The 20748-nt window shown below is 67.6% G+C and carries 19 protein-coding genes; 5 read left to right on the top strand and 14 right to left on the bottom strand.

Annotation, left to right across the window (positions count from 1 at the left end; translation table 11 throughout):
• The first annotated feature begins 57 nt into the window (after positions 1-57).
• Positions 58-1320: a PrsW family intramembrane metalloprotease gene (locus tag AC6I9V_RS16440; RefSeq protein WP_497900176.1), complete on the top strand. Its 1263-nt coding sequence runs from the start codon at positions 58-60 to the stop codon at positions 1318-1320.
• 119 nt (positions 1321-1439) lie between these two features.
• On the opposite strand, the gene nusB is transcribed toward AC6I9V_RS16440, so the two are convergent.
• From nusB to AC6I9V_RS16370, 14 genes are all read right to left on the bottom strand, one after another.
• Positions 1440-1850: a transcription antitermination factor NusB gene (nusB, locus tag AC6I9V_RS16435; RefSeq protein WP_138769232.1), complete on the bottom strand. Its 411-nt coding sequence runs from the start codon at positions 1848-1850 to the stop codon at positions 1440-1442.
• Positions 1850-2413, bottom strand: coding sequence for an elongation factor P (gene efp / locus AC6I9V_RS16430; protein ID WP_018773146.1), 564 nt, complete (start codon positions 2411-2413; stop codon positions 1850-1852). Before efp ends, nusB begins: the two co-directional genes overlap by 1 nt.
• A gap of 146 nt (positions 2414-2559) precedes the next feature.
• Positions 2560-3078: a tetratricopeptide repeat protein gene (locus AC6I9V_RS16425; RefSeq protein ID WP_497900175.1), complete on the bottom strand. Its 519-nt coding sequence runs from the start codon at positions 3076-3078 to the stop codon at positions 2560-2562.
• Positions 3078-4169 carry a 3-dehydroquinate synthase gene (aroB, locus tag AC6I9V_RS16420; RefSeq protein ID WP_497900174.1) on the bottom strand — a complete coding sequence of 364 codons (1092 nt, stop codon included), beginning with the start codon at positions 4167-4169 and terminating at the stop codon, positions 3078-3080. The genes AC6I9V_RS16425 and aroB overlap by 1 nt, the downstream gene beginning before the upstream one ends.
• Complete coding sequence (locus AC6I9V_RS16415) at positions 4166-4795, bottom strand: shikimate kinase (RefSeq protein WP_497900173.1); 630 nt, start codon at positions 4793-4795, stop codon at positions 4166-4168. The genes aroB and AC6I9V_RS16415 overlap by 4 nt, the downstream gene beginning before the upstream one ends.
• A complete protein-coding gene (gene aroC / locus AC6I9V_RS16410; RefSeq protein WP_497900172.1) occupies positions 4795-5994 on the bottom strand; it encodes a chorismate synthase in 1200 nt (399 codons plus the stop codon). Before aroC ends, AC6I9V_RS16415 begins: the two co-directional genes overlap by 1 nt.
• A 26-nt stretch (positions 5995-6020) precedes the next feature.
• Entirely contained in the window at positions 6021-6893 is an 873-nt protein-coding gene (locus AC6I9V_RS16405) for a shikimate dehydrogenase (protein WP_497900171.1), read from the bottom strand.
• The gene (gene mltG / locus AC6I9V_RS16400; protein WP_497900170.1) at positions 6890-8611 is read right to left on the bottom strand and encodes an endolytic transglycosylase MltG; all 1722 of its coding nucleotides are present in this window, start codon (positions 8609-8611) and stop codon (positions 6890-6892) included. The genes AC6I9V_RS16405 and mltG overlap by 4 nt, the downstream gene beginning before the upstream one ends.
• Positions 8592-9206 (bottom strand): Holliday junction resolvase RuvX, encoded by a 615-nt coding sequence (gene ruvX / locus AC6I9V_RS16395; protein ID WP_497900169.1) that lies wholly within the window; start codon positions 9204-9206, stop codon positions 8592-8594. Before ruvX ends, mltG begins: the two co-directional genes overlap by 20 nt.
• A gap of 7 nt (positions 9207-9213) precedes the next feature.
• Positions 9214-11892 (bottom strand): alanine--tRNA ligase, encoded by a 2679-nt coding sequence (alaS, locus tag AC6I9V_RS16390; RefSeq protein WP_497900168.1) that lies wholly within the window; start codon positions 11890-11892, stop codon positions 9214-9216.
• A gap of 175 nt (positions 11893-12067) precedes the next feature.
• Positions 12068-12322, bottom strand: coding sequence for a hypothetical protein (locus AC6I9V_RS16385; protein ID WP_497900167.1), 255 nt, complete (start codon positions 12320-12322; stop codon positions 12068-12070).
• Between the two features lie 19 nt (positions 12323-12341).
• Positions 12342-12716 carry a DUF948 domain-containing protein gene (locus AC6I9V_RS16380; protein ID WP_175321020.1) on the bottom strand — a complete coding sequence of 125 codons (375 nt, stop codon included), beginning with the start codon at positions 12714-12716 and terminating at the stop codon, positions 12342-12344.
• Positions 12717-12862: 146 nt separating this feature from the next.
• Positions 12863-13489, bottom strand: a complete 627-nt coding sequence (gene rpsD, locus AC6I9V_RS16375; RefSeq protein ID WP_091251848.1) for a 30S ribosomal protein S4 — start codon at positions 13487-13489, stop codon at positions 12863-12865.
• A gap of 181 nt (positions 13490-13670) precedes the next feature.
• Entirely contained in the window at positions 13671-15119 is a 1449-nt protein-coding gene (locus tag AC6I9V_RS16370) for a replication-associated recombination protein A (protein WP_497900166.1), read from the bottom strand.
• Between the two features lie 90 nt (positions 15120-15209).
• On the opposite strand from AC6I9V_RS16370, the gene AC6I9V_RS16365 reads away from it, so the two are divergent.
• From AC6I9V_RS16365 to AC6I9V_RS16350, 4 genes are all read left to right on the top strand, one after another.
• Positions 15210-15860 carry an acVLRF1 family peptidyl-tRNA hydrolase gene (locus AC6I9V_RS16365; protein ID WP_497900165.1) on the top strand — a complete coding sequence of 217 codons (651 nt, stop codon included), beginning with the start codon at positions 15210-15212 and terminating at the stop codon, positions 15858-15860.
• Positions 15861-16002: 142 nt separating this feature from the next.
• Positions 16003-18624, top strand: coding sequence for a galactose oxidase early set domain-containing protein (locus AC6I9V_RS16360; protein ID WP_497900164.1), 2622 nt, complete (start codon positions 16003-16005; stop codon positions 18622-18624).
• On the top strand, positions 18621-19307 hold the full coding sequence (locus tag AC6I9V_RS16355) for a hypothetical protein (RefSeq protein WP_497900163.1): 687 nt from the start codon (positions 18621-18623) through the stop codon (positions 19305-19307). The genes AC6I9V_RS16360 and AC6I9V_RS16355 overlap by 4 nt, the downstream gene beginning before the upstream one ends.
• Before the next feature lie 71 nt (positions 19308-19378).
• Positions 19379-20668 carry a glycosyltransferase family 2 protein gene (locus AC6I9V_RS16350; RefSeq protein ID WP_497900162.1) on the top strand — a complete coding sequence of 430 codons (1290 nt, stop codon included), beginning with the start codon at positions 19379-19381 and terminating at the stop codon, positions 20666-20668.
• Positions 20669-20748 lie beyond the last annotated feature (80 nt).

Here is a 20748-nt window from a genome sequence, read left to right as displayed (position 1 = left end):
TCACATCCGCGGCCCCGCGTCTTGGGCCGCGCGGCGCCCGCGCCCTAGGCTCGTGCCATGACAAGCTTCGATCCCCCGCCCGGCCGGCAGGCCCCGCCCGGCCAGAGCCCGCAGCAGGCCAACCCCAGCTGGCTGGGCCAGGTCCAGCCGGAGTACTACCGGCCGGCGCCGGGCCTCGGCCAGACGCCGTCCGCCACCACGTTCGGGCAGCCGGGACTACCGCCGGCATCCACCGCGCCGCGGGCCCGCGCCTCGGCCGGCGGGGCGGCGCTGGTGCTGGGCGGCGGGGTCCTCGCCTTCGTGAGCCTGTTCCTGGTGCTGCCCTATCTGCTGGAAAACACCGGGCCCGGCGGTTTTGTGGTGGGGTTCATCGCCTCGCTGTTGCCGCTCGGCTCGGTCCTGCTGGCGGTCCGCTACATCGACCGCTGGGAGCCCGAGCCGAAGCGGCTGCTGTTCTTCGCCTTCGGCTGGGGCGCGCTGGTCTCGGTGTCCGTCACGATGCTGCTCCAGCCCTTCTTTTCGCTCGCCGCGGGTCCGGCGTCCGGACTGGACTACACGACCTTCGCCGTCACCATCCAGGCGCCGGTTGTGGAGGAGTTCGCAAAGTCGCTCGGATTGTTGTTGCTGCTGGTTTTCGCCCGGAAGCAGTTCGACGGGCCGGTGGACGGCGTCGTTTTCGCGTTCACCATTGCGGGCGGGTTCGCCTTCACCGAGAACATCCTGTACTTCGGCCGGGCCATTGCCCAGTCCAGCACCCCGGGCGTGGACCTGGCCGTGGTGTTTTTCCTGCGCGGGGTGATGTCCCCGTTCGCCCACGCCATCTTTACCGGCACCACCGGACTCATCCTGGGCCTGGCCGCGCGCCGCGGGCACTCGGGCCTCACCCTGCTCGCGTTCCCGGCGGGGCTGGTCCCGGCCATGGTCCTGCACAGCGGCTGGAACTCCATGGGCCAGGATTTCCTGGCGCAGTACATCCTGGTCCAGGTGCCGATCTTCCTGCTTGCCGTGCTGGTGGTGGTGCTGCTGCGCGTGGCCGAGCGCCGGCTGACCCGGCAACGGCTGCAGGAGTACGCGGCGGCGGGGTGGTTCACCGGCCAGGAGGTGGCGATGCTGGCCACCCCGGCAGGGCGCCGCGCGGCGAAGCGCTGGGCCCGGTCAATCGGGCGGGCATCGGAAATGAAGGCGTTCCTGCACGCCGCCACCCGGCTGGCCTTCACCCGCCAGCGGATCCTCAGCGGCCGGGACGTTGCGGCGCACCAGCTCGACGAGCGCCACCAGCTGGATGAGGTCCGGGCCCTGCGCGCGGCCCTGCTGCGCTGACCGCCTCGGGACCGAACCCCTTCGAACACGCTGCCCCGGGGCCGGGCAGAAACGCCAAGGGCCGGCGCCCGCCTCGCGGCGGGCTCCGGCCCTTGATGCTGTTTCGGTGCGCGGTGCGGCTAGGCCAGCAGCGACGGCTTGAGCTGCTGGAGGCGGCCCAGCAGGCCGTTGATGAACTGCGGCGACTCGTCGGTCGAGAGTGTCTTGGCCAACGCCACCGCCTCGCTGACGGCAACGCCGTCGGGTACGTCGTCGTTGTAGAGCAGCTCCCAGGTGCCGATCCGCAGGATGATGCGGTCCACCGAGGGCATCCGCTCCAGCGACCAGCCCTGCGAGTAGGTTTCGAGGAACTCGTCGATAGCCGTCTGGTGGGACACAACGCCCTCGACGATTTCCAGCGTGTACGGGTTGATGATCTGGTCCGTCTGTTCACGACGGGAACGCAGCACATCGAAGGCCGAGGTGGAGCGCTGCTCCGCCTCGAAGAGAACGTCCAGGGCCCGGTTACGGGCCTTACCGCGTGCGCTCACTAGTCGTTGACCCGGCCAAGGTAGCTGCCGTCGCGGGTGTCGACCTTGACCTTGGTGTTGTTCTCAACGAACAGCGGCACCTGGATCTCGTAGCCGGTCTCGAGCGTGGCGGGCTTGGTGCCGGCCGAGGAGCGGTCGCCCTGCAGGCCCGGCTCGGTGTAGGTGATTTCCAGCACAACGCTCGGCGGCAGTTCGATGTACAGCGGGTTGCCCTCGTGGATGGCGATGTTCACCATCTGGTTCTCGAGCATAAAGTTGGTGGCGTCGCCGACGGTGGCGGCGGACACGGTGAGCTGGTCGAAGTCCGAGGTGTCCATGAACACGAAGTCGGCGCCGTCCTGGTACAGGTACTGGTAGTCGCGGCGGTCCACCGTGGCGGTCTCGATCTTGAGGCCGGCGTTGAAGGTCTTGTCGACGACCTTGCCGGACATCACGTTGCGCATCTTGGTCCGCACGAAGGCGCCACCCTTGCCGGGCTTGACGTGCTGGAACTCGATGATGTTCCAGAGCTGGCCCTCAAGCTTCAGCACGGTTCCGTTCTTGATGTCGTTAGTCGTTGCCACAGTATCCTCAGGTTTCCTCGTGGACTGGTTCTAGCTGCCAGCCGCTTATGCCAGGCAGGCGAGCCGAAAAGGGCCTGCCAGCGCGTATTTATCAAAAATCCAAGAACCATTCTACCGGTTTTGCGCCGGGGCTGCCGGACGCGCCGTCAGCAGGCCAGGTCCAGCACGTCCCGGGCGCGTTGCAGCGCCACCGTCGAGGAGTAGATCAGCGACGCGTCCGCGGCGCCGGCCACACGCAGGTCCAGCGCCTTGGCGAAGGATTCGACGGCGGCGGCGATGTTGCCGGCGGCGAAGTGCGAGCGGCCCAGATGCTGCCGGACGGTTGCCTCCTCCGGGGTGCCCTGCGCCTCTGCGAGGAGCTGGCGGTAGAGTTCGACGGCGCGGTCTAAGCGGTGCGATACCCGCAGGACCTCCGCCTCGAACATCCGCAGCCGGAAGGAGTCCGGGTCCTTGTACCGGGCTTCGGCCAGCAGCTCGGCGGCTTCGCCCGGATGGCCCTCCACGAGGCGCACGAAAATCCGGTCCGTGGGGTCAGTGGAGGCGGCCAGCGCCGCGGCGCAGGCTTCCCCGTTGACGAGCTGCGGCATAAGGGTTTCCGGGTTGATCCGGATGCCGGGGAACCCGCCGTCCGGCCACTCGCTGGTCCCGGCGCTGTCGCTGACCATCAGGACGCGATTTCCTGGTACGCGGCAAAGAGCAGTGAGGTGTCCGGAACGTCCAGGATGCCGGGGCGTCCCACGCCGTCGAGCACCACAAAACGCAGCAGGTCGCCGCGGGACTTCTTATCCCGCCGCATGCCGTCCAGCAGTGCCTGCCAGCGGTCGCGGCGGTAGCTGATGGGAAGCCCGAGGCTTTCCAGGATGTCACGGTGCCGGTCGGCGTCGGCATCGCTGAGCCGGCCGACGCTGCGGGCCAGTTCGGCGGCGAACATCATGCCCACCGAGACGGCGGCGCCGTGACGCCAGGAGTAGCGTTCGGCGAGTTCGATTGCGTGGCCCAGGGTGTGGCCGTAGTTGAGGATCTCCCGCTGCCCGGTCTCCTTCAGGTCCTCGGAGACCACGCGCGCCTTGACCGTGATGGCGCGTTCGATCAGTTCCCGCAGGGTGTCCGAGCGGGGATCGGACACGGCGGCGGGGTCCTTCTCGATCAGCTCGAGGATGGCGGGGTCCGCGATAAAGCCGCACTTGATGACCTCGGCCATGCCGGAGATGATCTCGTTCTTCGGCAGCGTGTCCAGTGTGTCCAGGTCTGCGAGGACACCGGCCGGCGGGTGGAAGACGCCCACGAGGTTTTTGCCCTCGGCGGTGTTGATGCCGGTCTTGCCGCCGACGGCCGCGTCCACCATGCCGAGCAGGCTGGTGGGCATGTGGATGACCTTGACGCCGCGCAGCCAGGTCGCGGCGACGAAGCCGGCGAGGTCGGTGACCGCTCCCCCGCCGACGGCGACGATCGCGTCCGAGCGGGTGAAGTCGTTCTGGCCGAGCACCTGCCAGCAGAACGAGGCGACCTCGATGTGTTTGCCCTCCTCCGCGTCCGGGATTTCCGCCGTCAGTGCGGTAAAGCCGGCGGTGGCCAGCTCTTCCCGGACGGCGTCGCCCGTGAGCCGCAGCGCGCGCGGGTGGATGACCAGGACGCGCTTGACGCGCTCACCCAGCAGGCCGGGAAGTCCGGCCAGCAGCCCGCGTCCGACGATGACGTCGTAGTTCTCCCCCGGGGTCTGGCCGGTGACTTTGATGACGGTTGATTCGTTGCTCACTTTTCAACTTCCTTTGTCGCTGCTGGGGCGGGGGCAGGCGCGGCGTGTGCGGCAGCCAGCTGCTCCAGCGCATCTTCAAGCCGGTGTGCGAGGTCCGTGACGGAACCGGTCCGGACATCGAGAACCAGGTCGGCGAGCCGTTCGTAGACCGGCTGCCGGGTGGCGAACAGGGCGCGCCAACGCTCCATCGCATCCCCCGCCAGGAGCGGGCGCCCGGAGTTCCGGGCGATCCGTTCGGAGACGGTGTCGGCGTCGCATTCGAGGTAGACGACGGTGCAGCCGGCCAGCAGTTGCTGCGTGCCCGAATCCAGGACCGCGCCGCCGCCGAGGGAGATGACGGTGGGGGTGACTGCGGTGTTCGTGCCTGCGGCACTGCTGCCGGCGGCGTCCTCGATCGCGTGCGCCACGGCCCGCGCCTCGAGTTCGCGGAAGGCGCACTCCCCGCGGCTGGCGAAAATATCCGCGATGGTGCCGTGCTGGGCGACGACCTCGGCGTCGGTGTCCACGAAGCGGGCGCCGAGGTGCTGGGCCAGCTGCTGCCCGATCGCGGACTTGCCGACCGCCATCGGGCCGATCAGGACGACCGGGCGGTGCTGTGGCGTGCGCAGGTTTTCTGGCGCTGGCACTAGTGCCCGATCGAGTCCAGGGACGCCGGAATGTTGTCCAGGTAACCCTTGATGTTGCGGGCGGTCTCCTGCACGGAGTCCCCGCCGAACTTTTCCGTGACCGCCTCGGCGAGGACCAGGGCCACCATGGCTTCGGCCACGACGCCCGCGGCCGGAACCGCACAGACGTCCGAACGCTGATGGTGGGCCTTAGCGGCCTCTCCGGTGCTGACGTCCACGGTCCGGAGCGCGCGCGGCACAGTCGCGATGGGCTTCATGGCCGCCCGGACGCGCAGTACGTCGCCGATGCTCATGCCGCCCTCGATGCCGCCCGCGCGGTTGGAAGTGCGGATGATGCGGCCGTCCGCGTCTTTGACGATCTCGTCGTGGGCGGCGGAACCCCGGCGCGCGGCGGTGAGGAACCCGTCGCCGACCTCCACACCCTTGATCGCCTGGATGCCCATCAGGGCAGCGGCCAGACGCGAGTCGAGGCGGCGGTCCCAGTGGACATAGCTGCCCAGTCCCGGCGGCAGTCCGTAGGCGAGAACCTCGACAACGCCGCCGAGCGTTTCGCCTTCCTTGTGCGCCGCGTCCACTTCGGCGACCATGGCGTCCGAGGTTTCACGGTCGAAGCAGCGCAGCGGGTCGGCGTCGAGGGCCAGCACGTTCTCCGGCGCCGGCAGCGGCCGGCCCTCCGGAACGGAAACACTGGCAATGGAGACCGTGTGCGAGACGAGTTTGATGCCGAGCTGTTCGAGGAAGGCGGCGGCGACGGCGCCCAGGGCTACGCGGGTGGCGGTTTCCCGGGCGCTGGCGCGCTCCAGGACGGGCCGGGCCTCGTCGAAGCCGTACTTCTGCATGCCGGTGAAGTCGGCGTGGCCGGGACGGGGGCGGGTGAGGGGTGCGTTGCGGGCCTGGTCGGCCAGGACCTCGGGGTCCACCGGGTCGGCAGACATGATCTGCTCCCACTTGGGCCATTCGGTGTTGCCAACCTGGATGGCGACGGGGCCGCCCTGGGTCAGTCCGTGGCGGACACCGCCGAGTACGGTCACGACGTCCTGTTCGAACTTCATCCGGGCGCCGCGGCCATAACCGAGCCGCCGGCGGGCCAGCGCCTCAACGATCCGGTCACTGCTGAGCTCAACACCGGCGGGGACGCCTTCGATAATTCCGACCAGGGCCGGACCATGGGATTCTCCGGCAGTCAACCAACGCAACATACGATCCATCCTGCCATGCATGGCCCTCAGAACACCCGTCGAGGCACCCCGACTGCGTCACACATCACATCTATGACCTCGGCCGGGACGGGCCCGCCAAGGCCGGTGAAGAGCCGCACCTGCTCGACCGCCTGGTAGAGCAGCATCTCGAGGCCCGGAACCACTTTCCCGCCCGCGGCGGTCCACGCCGCGGCGATCCGGCTGGGCCAGGGATCGTAGGCGACATCCAGCAGCACCCCGGCTCCCGTGCCGGGCAGCCGGGTGAGTTCGTCCGCCAGCGGGTCCGCGGCGCGCGGCGGGAGGGTGGAAACCACGACGTCGGCGGCCGCCAGCGCCGTCGCCGCGCCGGCGAGCGGCAGCACCTGCAGTTCCAGTCCGACGGCGGCGGCCGCGGTCCGGGCTTCGGTGGCGCGGCCGGTGTCCCGGACGAAGATTGACGCGGCCGGGGCGCCGAGTTCCTTCAGGGCGGCCACGGCGGCCGCGGCGGTTCCGCCGCCGCCGAGGATGGCGGCCGACGGCTTCGGGGCAACGCCCGCGTAGCGCAGGGCGTTCACGATTCCCGCGACGTCGGTGTTGTAGCCGATGAGCCGGGCGCGGGCGTCGCCCGTCGCGTCCGCGGTGTCGAAGGCCACGGTGTTGATGACCCCCAACTGCCGGGCCACGCCGCGGACCTCATCGACCTCGGCGGCCATGGCACCCTTGAGCGGCATTGTCACCGACAGCCCGCGCCAGCGTCTGTCCGCGCGCACCCCGGCCATAAAGGCCGGGAGCGCGTCGACGGTTACGTCGATGGCCTCATAGTCCAGGCCGGCGCCGAGCCGGGTGTACGCGGCGCGGTGCAGGGCCGGGGACTTCGAGTGGCTGATGGGATGGCCGAGGACGGCAGCCCGCAGCGTCACACGCAGCGTCCGGGGTTGGCATCGCACCAGGCGTTGTACTTGGCCACGTAGCCGTTGTGCTCGGCCAAAGTCTTGGAGAACTTCGTCTCCTTGGTGTCCAGGTTGATGGTCACCCAGTAGAGGTAGTCGTTGGTCTTGGGCTTGGCGGCGGCGTCGATGGCCGTCTTGCCCGGCGAACCAATGGGGCCGGCCGGCAGGCCGGTGTTGGCGTACGTGTTGTACGGGTTGGACTTGTCGGCCTTTTGCGCCGGGTCGATGTGGAAGCTCCGGATACCCAGCCCGTAGGTCACCGTGGCGTCGGACTGGATCAGGCCGGCCGTCTCGGTGTTGTTGGGCTTGAGCCGGTTGTAAATCGCGCCGGCCACGTCACCGTATTCGGCCTGGCCGCCTTCGGCCTGCACAATGCTGGCGACCGTGACGGCGTCGTACTGCTTGGCCGGATCGGTAACCCCCTGGGACTTCAGTTCATCGAGGGTGCTGCCGACGAGCTTCGCAAGGACGTCCTTGGCGCTGGTCCCGACCGGGAACCGGTATTCGCCGGGGAACAGGAAGCCCTCGAGGTTCTTGGCCTTGGCCGGAACGCCGAACTGGGCCGGGGAATCACTGAGCGCCTTGAGTTCCGGCACGGCGACGCCGGTGCCCTGGGAGATGGCCTGGAGCGACTCGTTCAGGCGCATGCCGGCGCTGAGGGCGAAGTACATGACCTTGCCCTGTTCCTTGTTCAGCAGCGCGGCCACGGCGTCCGAGTTGCTCATCTCCTTGCGCATCGTGAAGGTGCCCGGGCTCAACGCTCCCCCGGAGGCAGCGAACTGCTTGAGGAAGGACTCCGAGTTCGCGATGACCTGCTTGGACTGCAGGTCGGTGGCGACGGACTTGGGGCCGGCCCCCGGCGGGACGGTGATGGTCACTTCGCCGGTGCCCGGGCCCGGGTAATCGGCCACGGTGTCGCCGCCGAGCAGGGGTTTGATGAACTGTGCCCCGACGACGATCGCGACCACAAATACTGTCAGCGTCAGGACCAGGGCGAGGAAGCGGCGGCGCCGGCGGACCTTCTTGGACGGTCCCTTGGCGGTGGGGAGGGTTGCTGCCCCGGCCATCAGGGCGTGGCCGGCGCCGTCGTCGTAGCCGTGGGGGTCCTCATCGTCAGCATGCGCCGCATAGGCAGGGGCGTAGTCAGCGTCGTGGTGGGGATCGTGGCCGTACTGCAATTCGTCGGCGCGGCGCAGGGTTTCCTCGCGGGTCATCCCCCCGGCATACTCGTGCACGGGCTCATCGTGGGCGGGCGCGTGCTGCACGGCCTCGTAGGCCGGTTCCTCGTGCACGGGTTCCTCGTGGGCGGGCGCGTGCTCCACGGGCTCGTAGGCCGGCTCCTCCCGCACGGGCTCCTCGTGGGCGGGTGCGTGCTCCGCAGCCTCGGGAACGGGTTCGGCCTGGACGGGCTCCGCGTAGAGGGGTTCCTCGTGGACGGGCTCGTGGACCGTGGGGGCGGCGTCCGGGAGTTCCGGGGCAGCGGCGGGTTCGCCGGCGGCCACAGGGTCCGCCGCCGGTGGCGTCACGTCGGGCGTCTCACGCCCGGTCTCGAAGGCCTGGGGCGGGATGACGTCGTGGCCCTGGGTAGCCAGGGACTTTTCCTGCGCCCTGATTTCCTTGCGCGTCAGCGGACGGCCGGCGCCGCTGTTGGCAACACCAGAGGAGTCGTCATTGTTGACCGGGCTCACTGTAGCCTTCCGTGTTGTGCAGAATGCGTTGTGCAGAATGCGTGTGTACTGCCGGGGCGGCGTTGTCGCAGCCTCCGGTCGGCCCCGGAAGGAGGTCCTCGCTGACGCGGTTTCCTACATCCGTTCCCCTGGCCTTTTGCATATCGATCGCATGCTGCAGAATACCTGCTGCCGCAACCTGATCCACTACTTTACGGTGGTCCCTGCTGCTCATGCCAGCTTGGTGCAGGTCGCGGTGGGCTGAAACCGTGCTCAGCCGCTCGTCGACCAGCCTCACCGGCACGCCGGATCCGGCCTCCAATAGTGTGCTGACCAGTAGCTTGGCATACTCGGTGGCCATTCGCGCGGAAGCGTGCTCCTCGCCTTTCATGGTGCGGGGCAGGCCGACGAAGATCTCCACCGCCTCGAGTTCCATCGCGAGCTTCGCGAGGAGCCGGACGTCGGTGTTCTTTTTCACGTTTCGTGCCAGCGTCCGAAGGGGCGTGGCCAGGATGCCGTCGCGGTCGCAGACCGCGACGCCCACCCGCACGGTGCCGACGTCCACCCCGAGTTTCACTCCCCGGGGGTAGGCGCCGGGCACGGCCGCATCAGTCATTCGGGGCCTAGCGCTTGGTGATGGCGTCCACGACAGCGGCGAGGGCCGTGCCGACCTTGGCCGCGTCCGTACCGCCGCCCTGGGCGACGTCGTCCTTGCCGCCGCCGCCGCCGCCGAGGATGCCTGCTGCGAGGCGGACCAGGGCGCCGGCCTTGACCCCCGCGGCGCGGGCGGCCTCGTTGGTGGCGATCAGGATGACCGGGCGGTCGTTGCTGACCCCCGCGACCGCCACGGCGGCCGGCTCGGACCCGAGCCGGGTCCGCAGGTCCAGGGCCAGGCCGCGGAGATCGTCAGCGCCGCTGACCGTACCGGCGTCGTGGGCGATGACCCTGACGCCGGCGGCGTCCTTGGCGGTGCCCACAAGCGCGGCGGCCGCCGCGGTGAGCTGTTCCTTGCGCAGCCGCTCCAGCTCCTTCTCGGCCGCCTTGAGCTTCGCCAGGGTGCCGGCGATGCGCTCGGTCAGCAGCCCGGAGGGGACCTTTAGCATCTCGGTGAGTTCGGTCACGAGGGCGCGCTCGGCGGCGAGGTGGCGGAACGCGTCCATGCCCACAAAGGCCTCCACGCGGCGGTTTCCCGACCCGACCGACTGTTCGCCGAGCAGCGACAGGCTGCCGATCAGTGAGGTGTTGGACACGTGGGTGCCGCCGCAAAGTTCACGGGACCAGGCGCCGTCGATCTCCACGACCCGGACCTCGTTGCCGTAGTTCTCGCCGAACAGCGCCATGGCGCCGAGGGCCTTGGCCTCGGCGAGGCCCATCACCTTGGTTTCCACCTGGAAGTTGTTGCGGATGGCGATGTTGGAGACTTCCTCGATTTCGGAGCGGGTGGCGGCGCTGAGGCCCTCGCCCCAGGCGAAGTCGAAGCGCAGGTAGCCGGCCTTGTTGAAGGAGCCGCGCTGCAGGGCCTCCGGGCCGAGGATCTGGTGCAGGGCCGCGTGCACAATGTGTGTGCCGGTGTGGGCCTGTTCGGCGGCGTGCCGGCGTTCCCGGTCCACGGCCGCCAGGACGAACGAATCGGTGCCGATTTCGCCCTCGCGGACGATGGCTTTGTGCACGCTGAGGCCCTTGATGGGCCGCTGCACATCCAGGACCTCGACGACGAAGCCGTCGCCGGTGATCAGGCCGGTGTCGGCCGCCTGGCCGCCGGCCTCGGCGTAGAACGGGGTCTCGGCAAGGACCAGTTCGATTTCCTCGCCGGTGGACGCCTGGGAGACCTTCCGGCCGCCGGCCAGGATGCCGCGGACCTTGGACTCGCCGGCGAGCTCGGTGTAGCCGGTGAAGACCGTCTCGCCGGCGGAAAGCAGCTCCTGGAAGGCGCTGAGGTCCGCGTGGGCGCCCTTCTTGCCCTTGGCATCGGCCTGGGCGCGCTGGCGCTGTTCGAGCATCAGCTTGCGGAACTCGGGCTCGTCGACCTTGAGCCCGGCCTCCTCGGCCATTTCCAGCGTGAGGTCGATCGGGAAGCCGTAGGTGTCGTGCAGGGCGAAGGCGTCGGCGCCGGAGAGCGGCTGGCCGGCGGCGCGCGATTCCTTCACGGCGTCCTCGAGCCGGGCGGTGCCGGAGGCGATGGTGCGCAGGAATGCCTTTTCCTCGGCGTAGGCGATCCGGCTGATCCGGTCGAAGTCGGTCTCCACGATGGGGTAGACACCCTTCATCGCGTCACGGGAGGCGGGCAGCAGCTCGGGCAGGCAGGCCTTCTCGACGCCGAGCAGGCGCATGGAGCGCACGGCGCGGCGGATAAGGCGGCGCAGCACGTAGCCGCGGCCTTCGTTGGAGGGGGTGACGCCGTCGGCGATCAGCATCAGGGCCGAGCGGATGTGGTCGGCGACGACGCGCATCCGAACGTCGTCGGTGTGGTGCGGGTCCTCGGGCGTCTCGGCGGAGGTGTATTCCTTGCCCGAGAGCGCGGCGGCCTTGTCGATCACCGGGCGGACCTGGTCGGTCTCGTACATGTTCTCGACGCCCTGCAGGATCATCGCGAGGCGCTCCATGCCGAGGCCGGTGTCGATGTTCTTTTTCGGCAGTTCACCGGTGATGTCAAAGTCCACCTTGGAGCGGACGTTGTCGATCTGGTACTGCATGAACACGAGGTTCCAGATTTCGATGTACCGGGTCTCGTCGGCCAGCGGGCCGCCCTCGATGCCGTACGCGGGGCCGCGGTCGTAGTAGATCTCGGAGCAGGGTCCGGCGGGGCCCGGCTGGCCGGTGGACCAGTAGTTGTCCGCCTTGCCCATCCGCTGGATGCGCTCGGCCGGCACGCCGGTGTTCTTCAGCCAGAGTTCCTTGGCCTCGTCGTCCTCTTCGTAGACGGTGACCCAGAGACGCTCCGGCGGCAGGCCGTAGCCGCCGTCGTCGACGCCGGTGGTGAGCAGTTCCCAGGCGAACTTGATGGCGTCTTCCTTGAAGTAGTCGCCGAAGGAGAAGTTGCCGCACATCTGGAAGAAGGTGCCGTGCCGGGCCGTCTTGCCGACTTCCTCGATGTCGCCGGTCCGGATGCACTTCTGCACGCTGGTGGCCCGCAGGTACGGTGCTTCCTCACGCGCGGTCAGGTAGGGAATGAAGGGCACCATTCCGGCCACGGTGAACAGCAGGGACGGGTCGCTGGAGACCAGGGAGGCGGAGGGAACCGCCGTGTGGCCCTTGCTGACGAAAAAGTCGATCCAGCGCTTGGTGATCTCCTGCGACTTCATAACCTGGTTTCTTACCCTTCAATATTCACTGCATTTATATTCACTGCGTCTATCTGCACTGCGTTTGGCGTTCACGCGCCTAGTCCGCGGAACGCCCTGGTTCCGGCCGGTGGCCGAGCCGGTGGCCCGTCAGGCGGCCCGTCAGAGGCACCGCCCTCTACTCATTCTCCCCCGGCTAGCGCCGGGCGACATCCCGGCCGCCGGCGCCGGCTTCAATGCCCGCGTCAACGCCGAGGGCGGAGCGGAGTTCGGCCTCCCGCTCGCGCATGCCGACGCGGACGGCGTCGGCGAAGTCGTAGACGCTGTCGGTGAGCCGGCCGACGGCCCGGTTCAGGCCCTCGGGGCCAAGCGTGGACTGCGCCTCGGTGAGCTTGCGGAAAGCGATAACGCCGATCGCGACGCCGATGCCCATCCAGATGATTCTGTTCATGTCAGCTCCTGTCAGGGTTTCAGCGGCTGCGGCGGCCGGTGGCGGGCTTCTTGCGGGCTGAGAACGCGGAGCGTACGCCGTAGCTGAACGCGGCGACCTTGATCAGCGGGGAGCCGACGGTCGCGGCGACCAGCGAGGACAGCGCCGAAATGTTGGCCGAGGCGTCCGAGACGTTGGACGCGATGCCGTCGACCTTCTTCAGTTGCTGGTTGGTGGTGGAGACGGTGGCGGTGACTTCATCCATGAGCGGGGTGGCACCGTCGCTGATCGAGCGGATGGTGCTGCGCACCTCGTCGAACACGCCCCCGAGCTTGAGGATGGGGACGGCGAGCAGCAGGACCAGCAGTGCAAACACTCCGGCCGCGATCAGGCCGGCAATATCGCCACCAGACATAGACGTTCATCTCCTTGAAACTACGTGGATTCCTGCATGGCCCTCCGGCCGCGGGCGCGGCAAACGGAGAACTCCCCCAAGTACCTTACATACAAAGAAGCCCGCGGCGCTTGCCACGGGCTTCTTTGTAAGGTGTCGCGCTGGATCTAGCGTGCGTAGAATTCCACGACGAGCTGCTCTTCGCAGGTCACGGGGATTTCGGAGCGCTTGGGGCGACGGACCAGGCGTGCCTGCAGGGCGTCGAGCTTGACGTCCAGGTAGGCCGGAACCATGGGCAGGACGTCGCGGTGCGCGCCGGCTGCTGCCACCTGGAACGGAGGCATGGTCTCGCTGCGGCTGTGGACGTGGACCAGCTGGCCCTCACCGACGCGGAAAGACGGGCGGTCAACGCGGATGCCGTCAACCAGGATGTGGCGGTGCACAACCAGCTGGCGGGCCTGGGCGATGGTGCGGGCGAAGCCGGCACGCAGCACGAGGGCGTCGAGACGCATTTCGAGCAGTTCGATCAGGTTTTCACCGGTCAGGCCCTTGGTGCGGCGTGCTTCTTCGAAGGCACGGGTCATCTGGGCTTCGCGGATGCCGTACTGGGCGCGCAGACGCTGCTTTTCGCGCAGACGTACGGCGTAGTCGGAGTCCTGCTTCTTGCGGGCACGGCCATGCTCACCGGGGCCGTACGGGCGGCGCTCCATGTACTTGGCGGCCTTGGGGGTCAGAGCAATGCCGAGTGCACGCGAGAGGCGTGCGGTACGGCGAGCACGAGTGTTGTTAGCCACTTGTGTCCTTCCAATATCTGCGGTGTGTCAGTGTTACTGGCCTCCACGATGGAGAGCATCGGCCAACCGCTGCCTTTTGCTACTGGGCACAGGGCGAACCCATCAAATCAGCAGGAACTGCCGAAAACTGGTGGATTGTGCGTCCGTACCTTGCCAGACAACGATCCATCGTACCAGAGGATCACTTGCCCCGGATGATCTTCCGCAGCCGCTCCAGCCGGGTGGAGATGTCGCGTTCGGCGCCGTTGCCGGTGGGTACGTAGTAGTTCCGGCCCACCAGGTCGTCCGGCGGGTACTGCTGGGTGGCGACGGCGTGCGGGGCGTCGTGCGCGTACTTGTAGCCCTTGCCGTGGCCGAGCTGCTTGGACCCGGGGTAGTGGGCATCGCGCAGGTGGGCGGGGATGCCGTTGCCCAGGCCTGCGCGGACGTCGGCGATCGCCTGGTTGATGCCCAGGTAGGCGGCGTTGGACTTCGGCGCGGTGGCGAGGTGAACCACGGCTTCGGCCAGGATGATCCGGCCTTCGGGCATCCCGATCAGCTGCACCGCCTGGGCGGCGGCCACCGCGGTCTGGAGGGCGGTGGGGTCGGCCATGCCCACGTCCTCGGCAGCGGAGATCACGATCCGCCGGGCGACGAACCGGGGGTCCTCCCCCGCCTCCAGCATCCGGGCCAGGTAGTGCAGGGCGGCGTCGACGTCGGAGCCGCGGATGGATTTGATGAAGGCGCTGGCGACGTCGTAGTGCTGGTCGCCGGCCCGGTCGTAGCGCACCGAGGCGACGTCGAGCGCCCGCTCGGTGTGCTTGAGCTCGATCCTGACCGGGGTTTCGCCGGCGGCGCCGCCGGGCCCCCCGGCGTCGTCCGCGTCCCCGAACGCGACGCCGGCTGCGGCCTCCAGCGCGGTCAGGGCCCGGCGCGCGTCCCCGCCGGAGAGCCGAACCAGGTGGGCCAAGGCGTCGTCGTCGATCTCCACCTTGCCACCCAGGCCACGGGGGTCCGCCGCGGCCCGGAGCAGCAGGCCCTCGACGTCGGCGTCCGTCAGCGGTTTGAGGGTCAACAACAGCGAGCGGGACAGCAGCGGCGAGACCACCGAGAACGACGGGTTCTCCGTGGTGGCCGCGACCAGGACCACCCAGCGGTTCTCGACGCCGGGAAGCAGTGCGTCCTGCTGGGCCTTGTTGAAGCGGTGGATCTCGTCCAGGAACAGCACGGTGGTGGTCTTGTAGAGGTCCCGTGCGGTGAGGGCCTCATCCATCACGCGGCGGACGTCCTTGACGCCGGCGGTGATGGCGGAAAGTTCGACGAACTTGCGGCCCGGGCCCTTGGCGATCACGTGCGCCAGAGTGGTCTTACCGGTACCGGGGGGTCCCCACAGGATCAGCGAACTCGGCCCGGCCGGGCCGGTGGCGTCGCTGCCGGCCGCGAGCTGCCGCAGCGGCGAGCCCTGGCCGAGGAGATGCTGCTGGCCCACGACGTCGTCCAGGCTTCGCGGCCGCATCCGGACCGCGAGCGGGCTGCGCGGGGCGGAGCGGGCCGGGGTGGCGCCCGGGGAGCTGCCGTAGGCCGGCTCTTCGACGTCGCCGTCATCGTGTGCGGACGCGTTGTCCTGCCCTGCGCCAAAGAGATCATCCACATAGATAGGCTACTTCTAGTTCCTGCCCGCCCCGGCACGGCGGCCGCACCGCCACCCCGACGCCTGACCCTCACAACGGAGATCCACGCCATGGCCAGCCCCGACACCCGTGTGGCGTTCGTCTCCGGCGGCCGGCTGGCCGGCTGGGTGGAGCGGTTTGGCGCCAGCCACGGGGAATTACGCGAGGTGCCGGACGACGCGGGCCTGCGGCTGCTCGCGGCCGACGGCGCCACCGCCTTGTTGCAGCCACCCTGGCCGGACGGCGGGCGGCCTGGCCGCGGTGCGGATGCCGTGGCCCGGCTCGCGTCGCTGGCCGGTCAGCCGCGGCGGCTCGGCCTGGTCCTGGTGCGCCGCGGCGGGTACTCCGTGGCGGTGGTGTCCGAGGGCCGGGTGCTCGCGGCCAAGACCGGAACCCGGCACGTGCAGTCCCGCACGGCGGCCGGCGGCTGGTCCCAGCAGCGCTTCGCCCGGCGCCGCGCGAACCAGGCGGACGCCCTGGTGGAGGCCGTGGCCGACCACGCCGCCCGCATCTTCGCGGCCCACAGCGTCGAGTATCTCGTCCCGGGCGGCGACCGGACCCTGGCCGAGCACGTCCTCGCCGAACCCGTACTGAAGGGCTATTCGGCGCTGGTGCGGCTTCCATTCCTGGACGTTCCGGACCCCCGCGCGTCCGTGCTGAAGAAGGCCGCCGCCGACGCCTGCGGGGTCCGGATCGTGGTGACAGATCCGCCGTCCGAGTAGTTCCACACCCTAAGTACTCAAGTAGCGTCGCACAAATTAGGTAATTAACAACGAGTATCAACTACTGGTTCAAGGCCAGCATTTCCGTCGTTAGACTCGCCGCATTCGTATTCTCATGAGTCATTCTTTCTTGGGGGTCTCAATGCGGCGCCGTTCTTTATCTCCTGCATGGAAATTGCCCTTCTTCCGCCTTCCTATTTCGGGCTCGCGGCGCATTTTTTCGAAGCAGGGATATACCGGGATGAAATTTCCTCGACGTAGGCGCTGGCTAACGGCAATAATCCTGAGCATCCTGATTCCGTTCAACTTCCTGGTGGGTGTTGCCGGCGCTCCGGCTGTGGCGGCCGGGGAGAACCTGGTAAAAAATCCTTCCCTTGAGGACGGAACCACCGACCCCACCTGCTTCAAACGCTCGGGGTGGGGAACCGCGGGAACCTGGACCTTTGCTCCGGGCCGGACGGGAGGGCGCGCCGTCAGCGTCGCCATCTCGGGCTACACCCAGGGAGACCGGAAGCTGCTCCAGACGGAGAGTGCTGCCTGCGCTCCGACCGTCACGCCCGGCCAGACGTACGAGATGCAGGTCTGGTACAAGTCCACGGCGAAGGTCATGCTGACAATGTTCAGGCACACCGCCCAGGGCTGGAGCTACTGGGGCGACGTCAAAGCACAGGTAGCGGCGACCGACTGGACACTCGCCGCGGCTGACACCCCGGTGATTCCGGACGGAACCGATCAGATTGTCTTTGGACTTTCACTGGCGGCTAATGGCACATTAATTACCGACGACTATTCACTAGCTAATAAAGTAATAGCGCCCCCGCCAAGTACCGGGGAATTAATTTCCAATGGCAATCTCGCGGACGGAACGCCGACACCCACTTGCTTCCGGATTGCCGGCTGGGGAAATAGGCAGCTGACCCCCACAATTACGTCCGACGTTCCGCCGAATTCTACCGCCGGCACCCGGTCCTTCGACATCTCCGTCGCCTCGTACGTCTCCGGGGATGCGAAACTCATCCAGTCCGAGCCTGCGGGGTGCGCCCCCGCGGTGACACCGGGCGCCCAATACGACCTCAAGGTCGATTACAAGTCGACCGCAGCGGGGGCCTCTGGGCTGACGTTGTTCAGCCACTCGTCCACCGGCTGGAAATACTGGACCGACATCAAACAGCTTCCCGCGGTAGCGGCCTGGACCACTGCGCAAGCGCGGACACCAGCGATACCCGCCGGCGTTGACCGCATTGCCTTCGGGCTCTCGATCAGCGGAAACGGATCGCTTAGGACCACCAACTACTCCATGGTCAAGTACGAGCCGGCGTCACCCCCGCCCGCGGGAACACCCGGCTTAGTGGGCTCCTGGGATGTTTTGTCGACTAATCTTCCCATTCGCGCCATCCACTCCACCCTGCTGAACGACGGGCGGCTGCTACTCATCGCGGGCTCAGGCAATTCCGGGGCGAACTTCACCGCCGGCACCTTCAAAGCGATGGTCTGGTCCCCTACCGGCGGCGCGTTCAAGGAAGTCCCGGTGCCGTACGACATGTTTTGCTCCGGACACGTCACCCTCCCGGACGGAAAGGTCCTGATCGCAGGGGGCACGGCGGCCTTCCCCGCTCCAACAGCCGGCCCCACCACTTTCAAGGGATCCAGGAAGAGCTATTACTTTGACCCGGCGGACGACCAGTTCCACCCGCTTAATGACATGGCCGGTGCGCATTGGTACCCCTCCCTGACCAAACTCGGGAACGGCGACATCTGGTCCGCGGGCGGTATCGACGAGAACGCCAAAGGCACGGTCCTCACTGAGATGTTCAGCACCTCGGCGATGAGCTGGCTGCCGCAAACCCAGGTCCCGCAGACCTGGAGCTACTGGGGAACCTACCCGCACATGTTCCTCATGGACGACGGCAAAATGTTCTACACCGGCGGCCACACCTTCGGCAACGGACTGCCCGGCACGGGAGCGAGGCTGTACGACTGGACCACCGCCACAATGTGGGATGTTCCGGGACTCCGGCAAAAAGACATGCGGGACCAGGCCGGATCCGTCTTCATCGGGCCGGCCCAGGATCAGAAACTGATGATCGTCGGCGGAGGCAACACCGACGGCAACACCCCTGCCATCAACCTCGTGGACATCATCGACTTCAAACAAGCGGCTCCTCAGTACGTCCCGGGCCCCGATCTCCCAGGCCCCGGCAAGCTCTATGTCAACCTGATCAACCTGCCCGACCGAACGGTGCTTGCAGCCGACGGGGCCCAGTTGAACCGCACCGGCAACGTACAGACGGCAGCGATCTACAATCCGGCCGTCAACAGCTGGACGTCGATCGACGCCGATCCGGTCGGCCGGAACTACCATTCGACGGCAATCCTGCTGCCGGACGGGCGGGTTGCCATCATGGGGTCGAACCCCCTGGACAATTCCTTCGAGTTCAGGATCTCTGTCTACAGCCCGCCCTACCTCTTCAAGGGCACGCGTCCCACGGTGACCGCGGCACCTGATCGGGCAAGCTACGGGGAATCCATCCAGCTTGGCGTCACCGGCAACGTCACGTCCGCATCCCTGATGTCGCCAATGTCCGCCACCCACCAGACGGACACCAACGCCCGGCTCGTGGACCTGCCACTGTCCGGCACCGATGCCGGCCGCACAGCGCAAATACCAAATAACCGTAACCTCCTTCCGCCCGGACCCTACATGCTCACAGTTCTCACAGCTGACGGGATTCCGAGCGTCGCACGTTGGGTTTGGATCTCATGAATGCCGATACCGTGAAGCCGCGACGCCGCTTGGGCGTAGCCCTGGCGCTGGCTGCAGCCGCTGCTGCAGTGTCCGCCGCCCTGATCTGGAGCGGGTCGTCGGCGGTTGCCACCGTCGCGGAAGTTGCCGCCAGCGCGGCAGACCGGGCGTCCCGGAACCCGGACGGGCCGGCCGCAGCGCCTGCCTCTCCAGGAACTCCGCAGGCACCCGGCGCCTCCCATCACCAGCAAACTCCCGGCCCCGCCAGCGCACCACCACTGCAGGAAATGCCGCCGGAAACCACCGGCCCGGGTGCGGGCGACAAACCGGAGGTTTCGCTGGAGGAGGCCGGCCGGGCCGAGGTGGGCTACGCCGCCCGTTCCGGTAAGGACCCTTCGCGGAACCTTCCTAAGGCCGGCACTGCAGCCCCCGCCGATATTGTCGGCGCGGCGCCGGCCTTGGGTGGCTGCCTCGCGGAATACGGCGACTCTGGCCAATGCCTCCCGGCGATCCCGCCGAGCCTCGCCCGCCACCTCCAGGAGATGAAGGATGCGGGAGCCGATCCGGCATCCATGCCTCACAGCTGGACGTGCGATGAGGCGCGGAAGTACTTCCCGAACGGAATCCACGTTCGCCAGGCCGGAATCGACCCGCAGAAGCTCGACACCGATGCGGACGGGATCGCCTGCGGGCCGGCCGACTGAGCCCCAGCCCTCCCGAATTCTCCCCGTCCGCCCAATATTCGTGCGCCCGCCTACGTCCTTGGAGCCCCGAAATGTCACTGGTAACTGTGGCCAGCACTTTGGTCATTCTGATCGCCCTCGCGCTGTTTGCCATGGCCCTGTCCACGCTCTACCTGAACACCTACGCGTGGTGGGACCCGAAGACACAGCGCCGCACGTCTTACTCCGGCTTGCAGGAGACAGAAAGCCAGTCCTTCTCGCTGATCATGCCCTGCCGCAACGAACGCGAGGACGTCATGAGGGCCACCCTCGCAGCACTCCTGGCGCAGAGCCACTCGAGCAAGGAAGTGATTATTTCGGTCGGCCACGACGATCCTGAGACGGTGCGGATAGCGCACCGCCTCGCCAACGAGTTCCCCGCTTCGGTGCGCGTCAGTGTTGACGTCAGCGAAACCAAGAACAAGCCACGCCAGCTCAACATGGCATTGTCCCTGTGCCGGAACAGCGTTGTTGGCGTTTTCGATGCCGAGTCAATAGCCGCCAAGGACCTGCTGGCACACATTGATAGTGTCTTCGCAACAAAAAACGCCGACGTCGTCCAAGGCGCCGTGCAACTGATCAATTACCGCGACACCTGGTATTCGCTGCGGAATTGTCTTGAGTACTTCACGTGGTTCAGGTCCAGGCTGCACGCCCACTCCCGCCAGGGGTTCATACCCCTGGGCGGAAACACCGTCTTCATCAAACGCGAACTGCTCAACGAGGTTGGCGGGTGGGACGGTTCATGCCTGGCCGAAGATTGCGATCTCGGTGTCCGCCTGTCAACGCTCGGCCGAAGGATCATCGTCGCGTATGCGCCCGAGCTGGTAACCCGTGAGGAGACACCCGAGAGCCTGTATGCGCTGATCCGCCAGCGCACCCGCTGGTCCCTTGGCTTTATGCAGGTATTCGCCAAGGGTGACTGGAAGCAGCTCCCAACGAGACGCATGCGGACCATTGCTTGGTGGACGCTGATGCAGCAGCATTTCATGGCGCTGGCCGGAATTTGCATTCCGCTGGCGATCCTGGCCGCACTGTGGGGCCGGTTCCCCCTCCTGGTCACGCTCGTGACGTTCCTGCCCCTGATTCCTACGCTCGTCACGGTGGCGTTCGACATTTGCATGCTGCACGAATTCGGCCGCGACCATGGTTTCAAGATCCGCGGGTACGACTACTTCCGGCTCATCGCCGGGACGCCGGTGTACCAGATCATTCTGGCATTTTCCGCCCTGCGTGCGCTGTTCAAGTTCATCCGCCGCGACTTCCTGTGGGAAAAAACTGACCATTCAGGGTCGCATCTGGCCTACATCCGGCCGACGAGTGCAGGGCTGGCCCGGCCATGACCACCCAGGAACTGTCCACGGCCCAACCCGAGACAACGGAAGTCCTGGAGGCGCCGGTTCGCCCCCCGGCCGGGCCTGCC

The organism is Arthrobacter sp. SlRoot2-15 (assembly GCF_059739345.1).
Note: the sequence above shows the minus strand (reverse complement) of the source record. Positions and strands in the feature narration are given on the sequence as shown.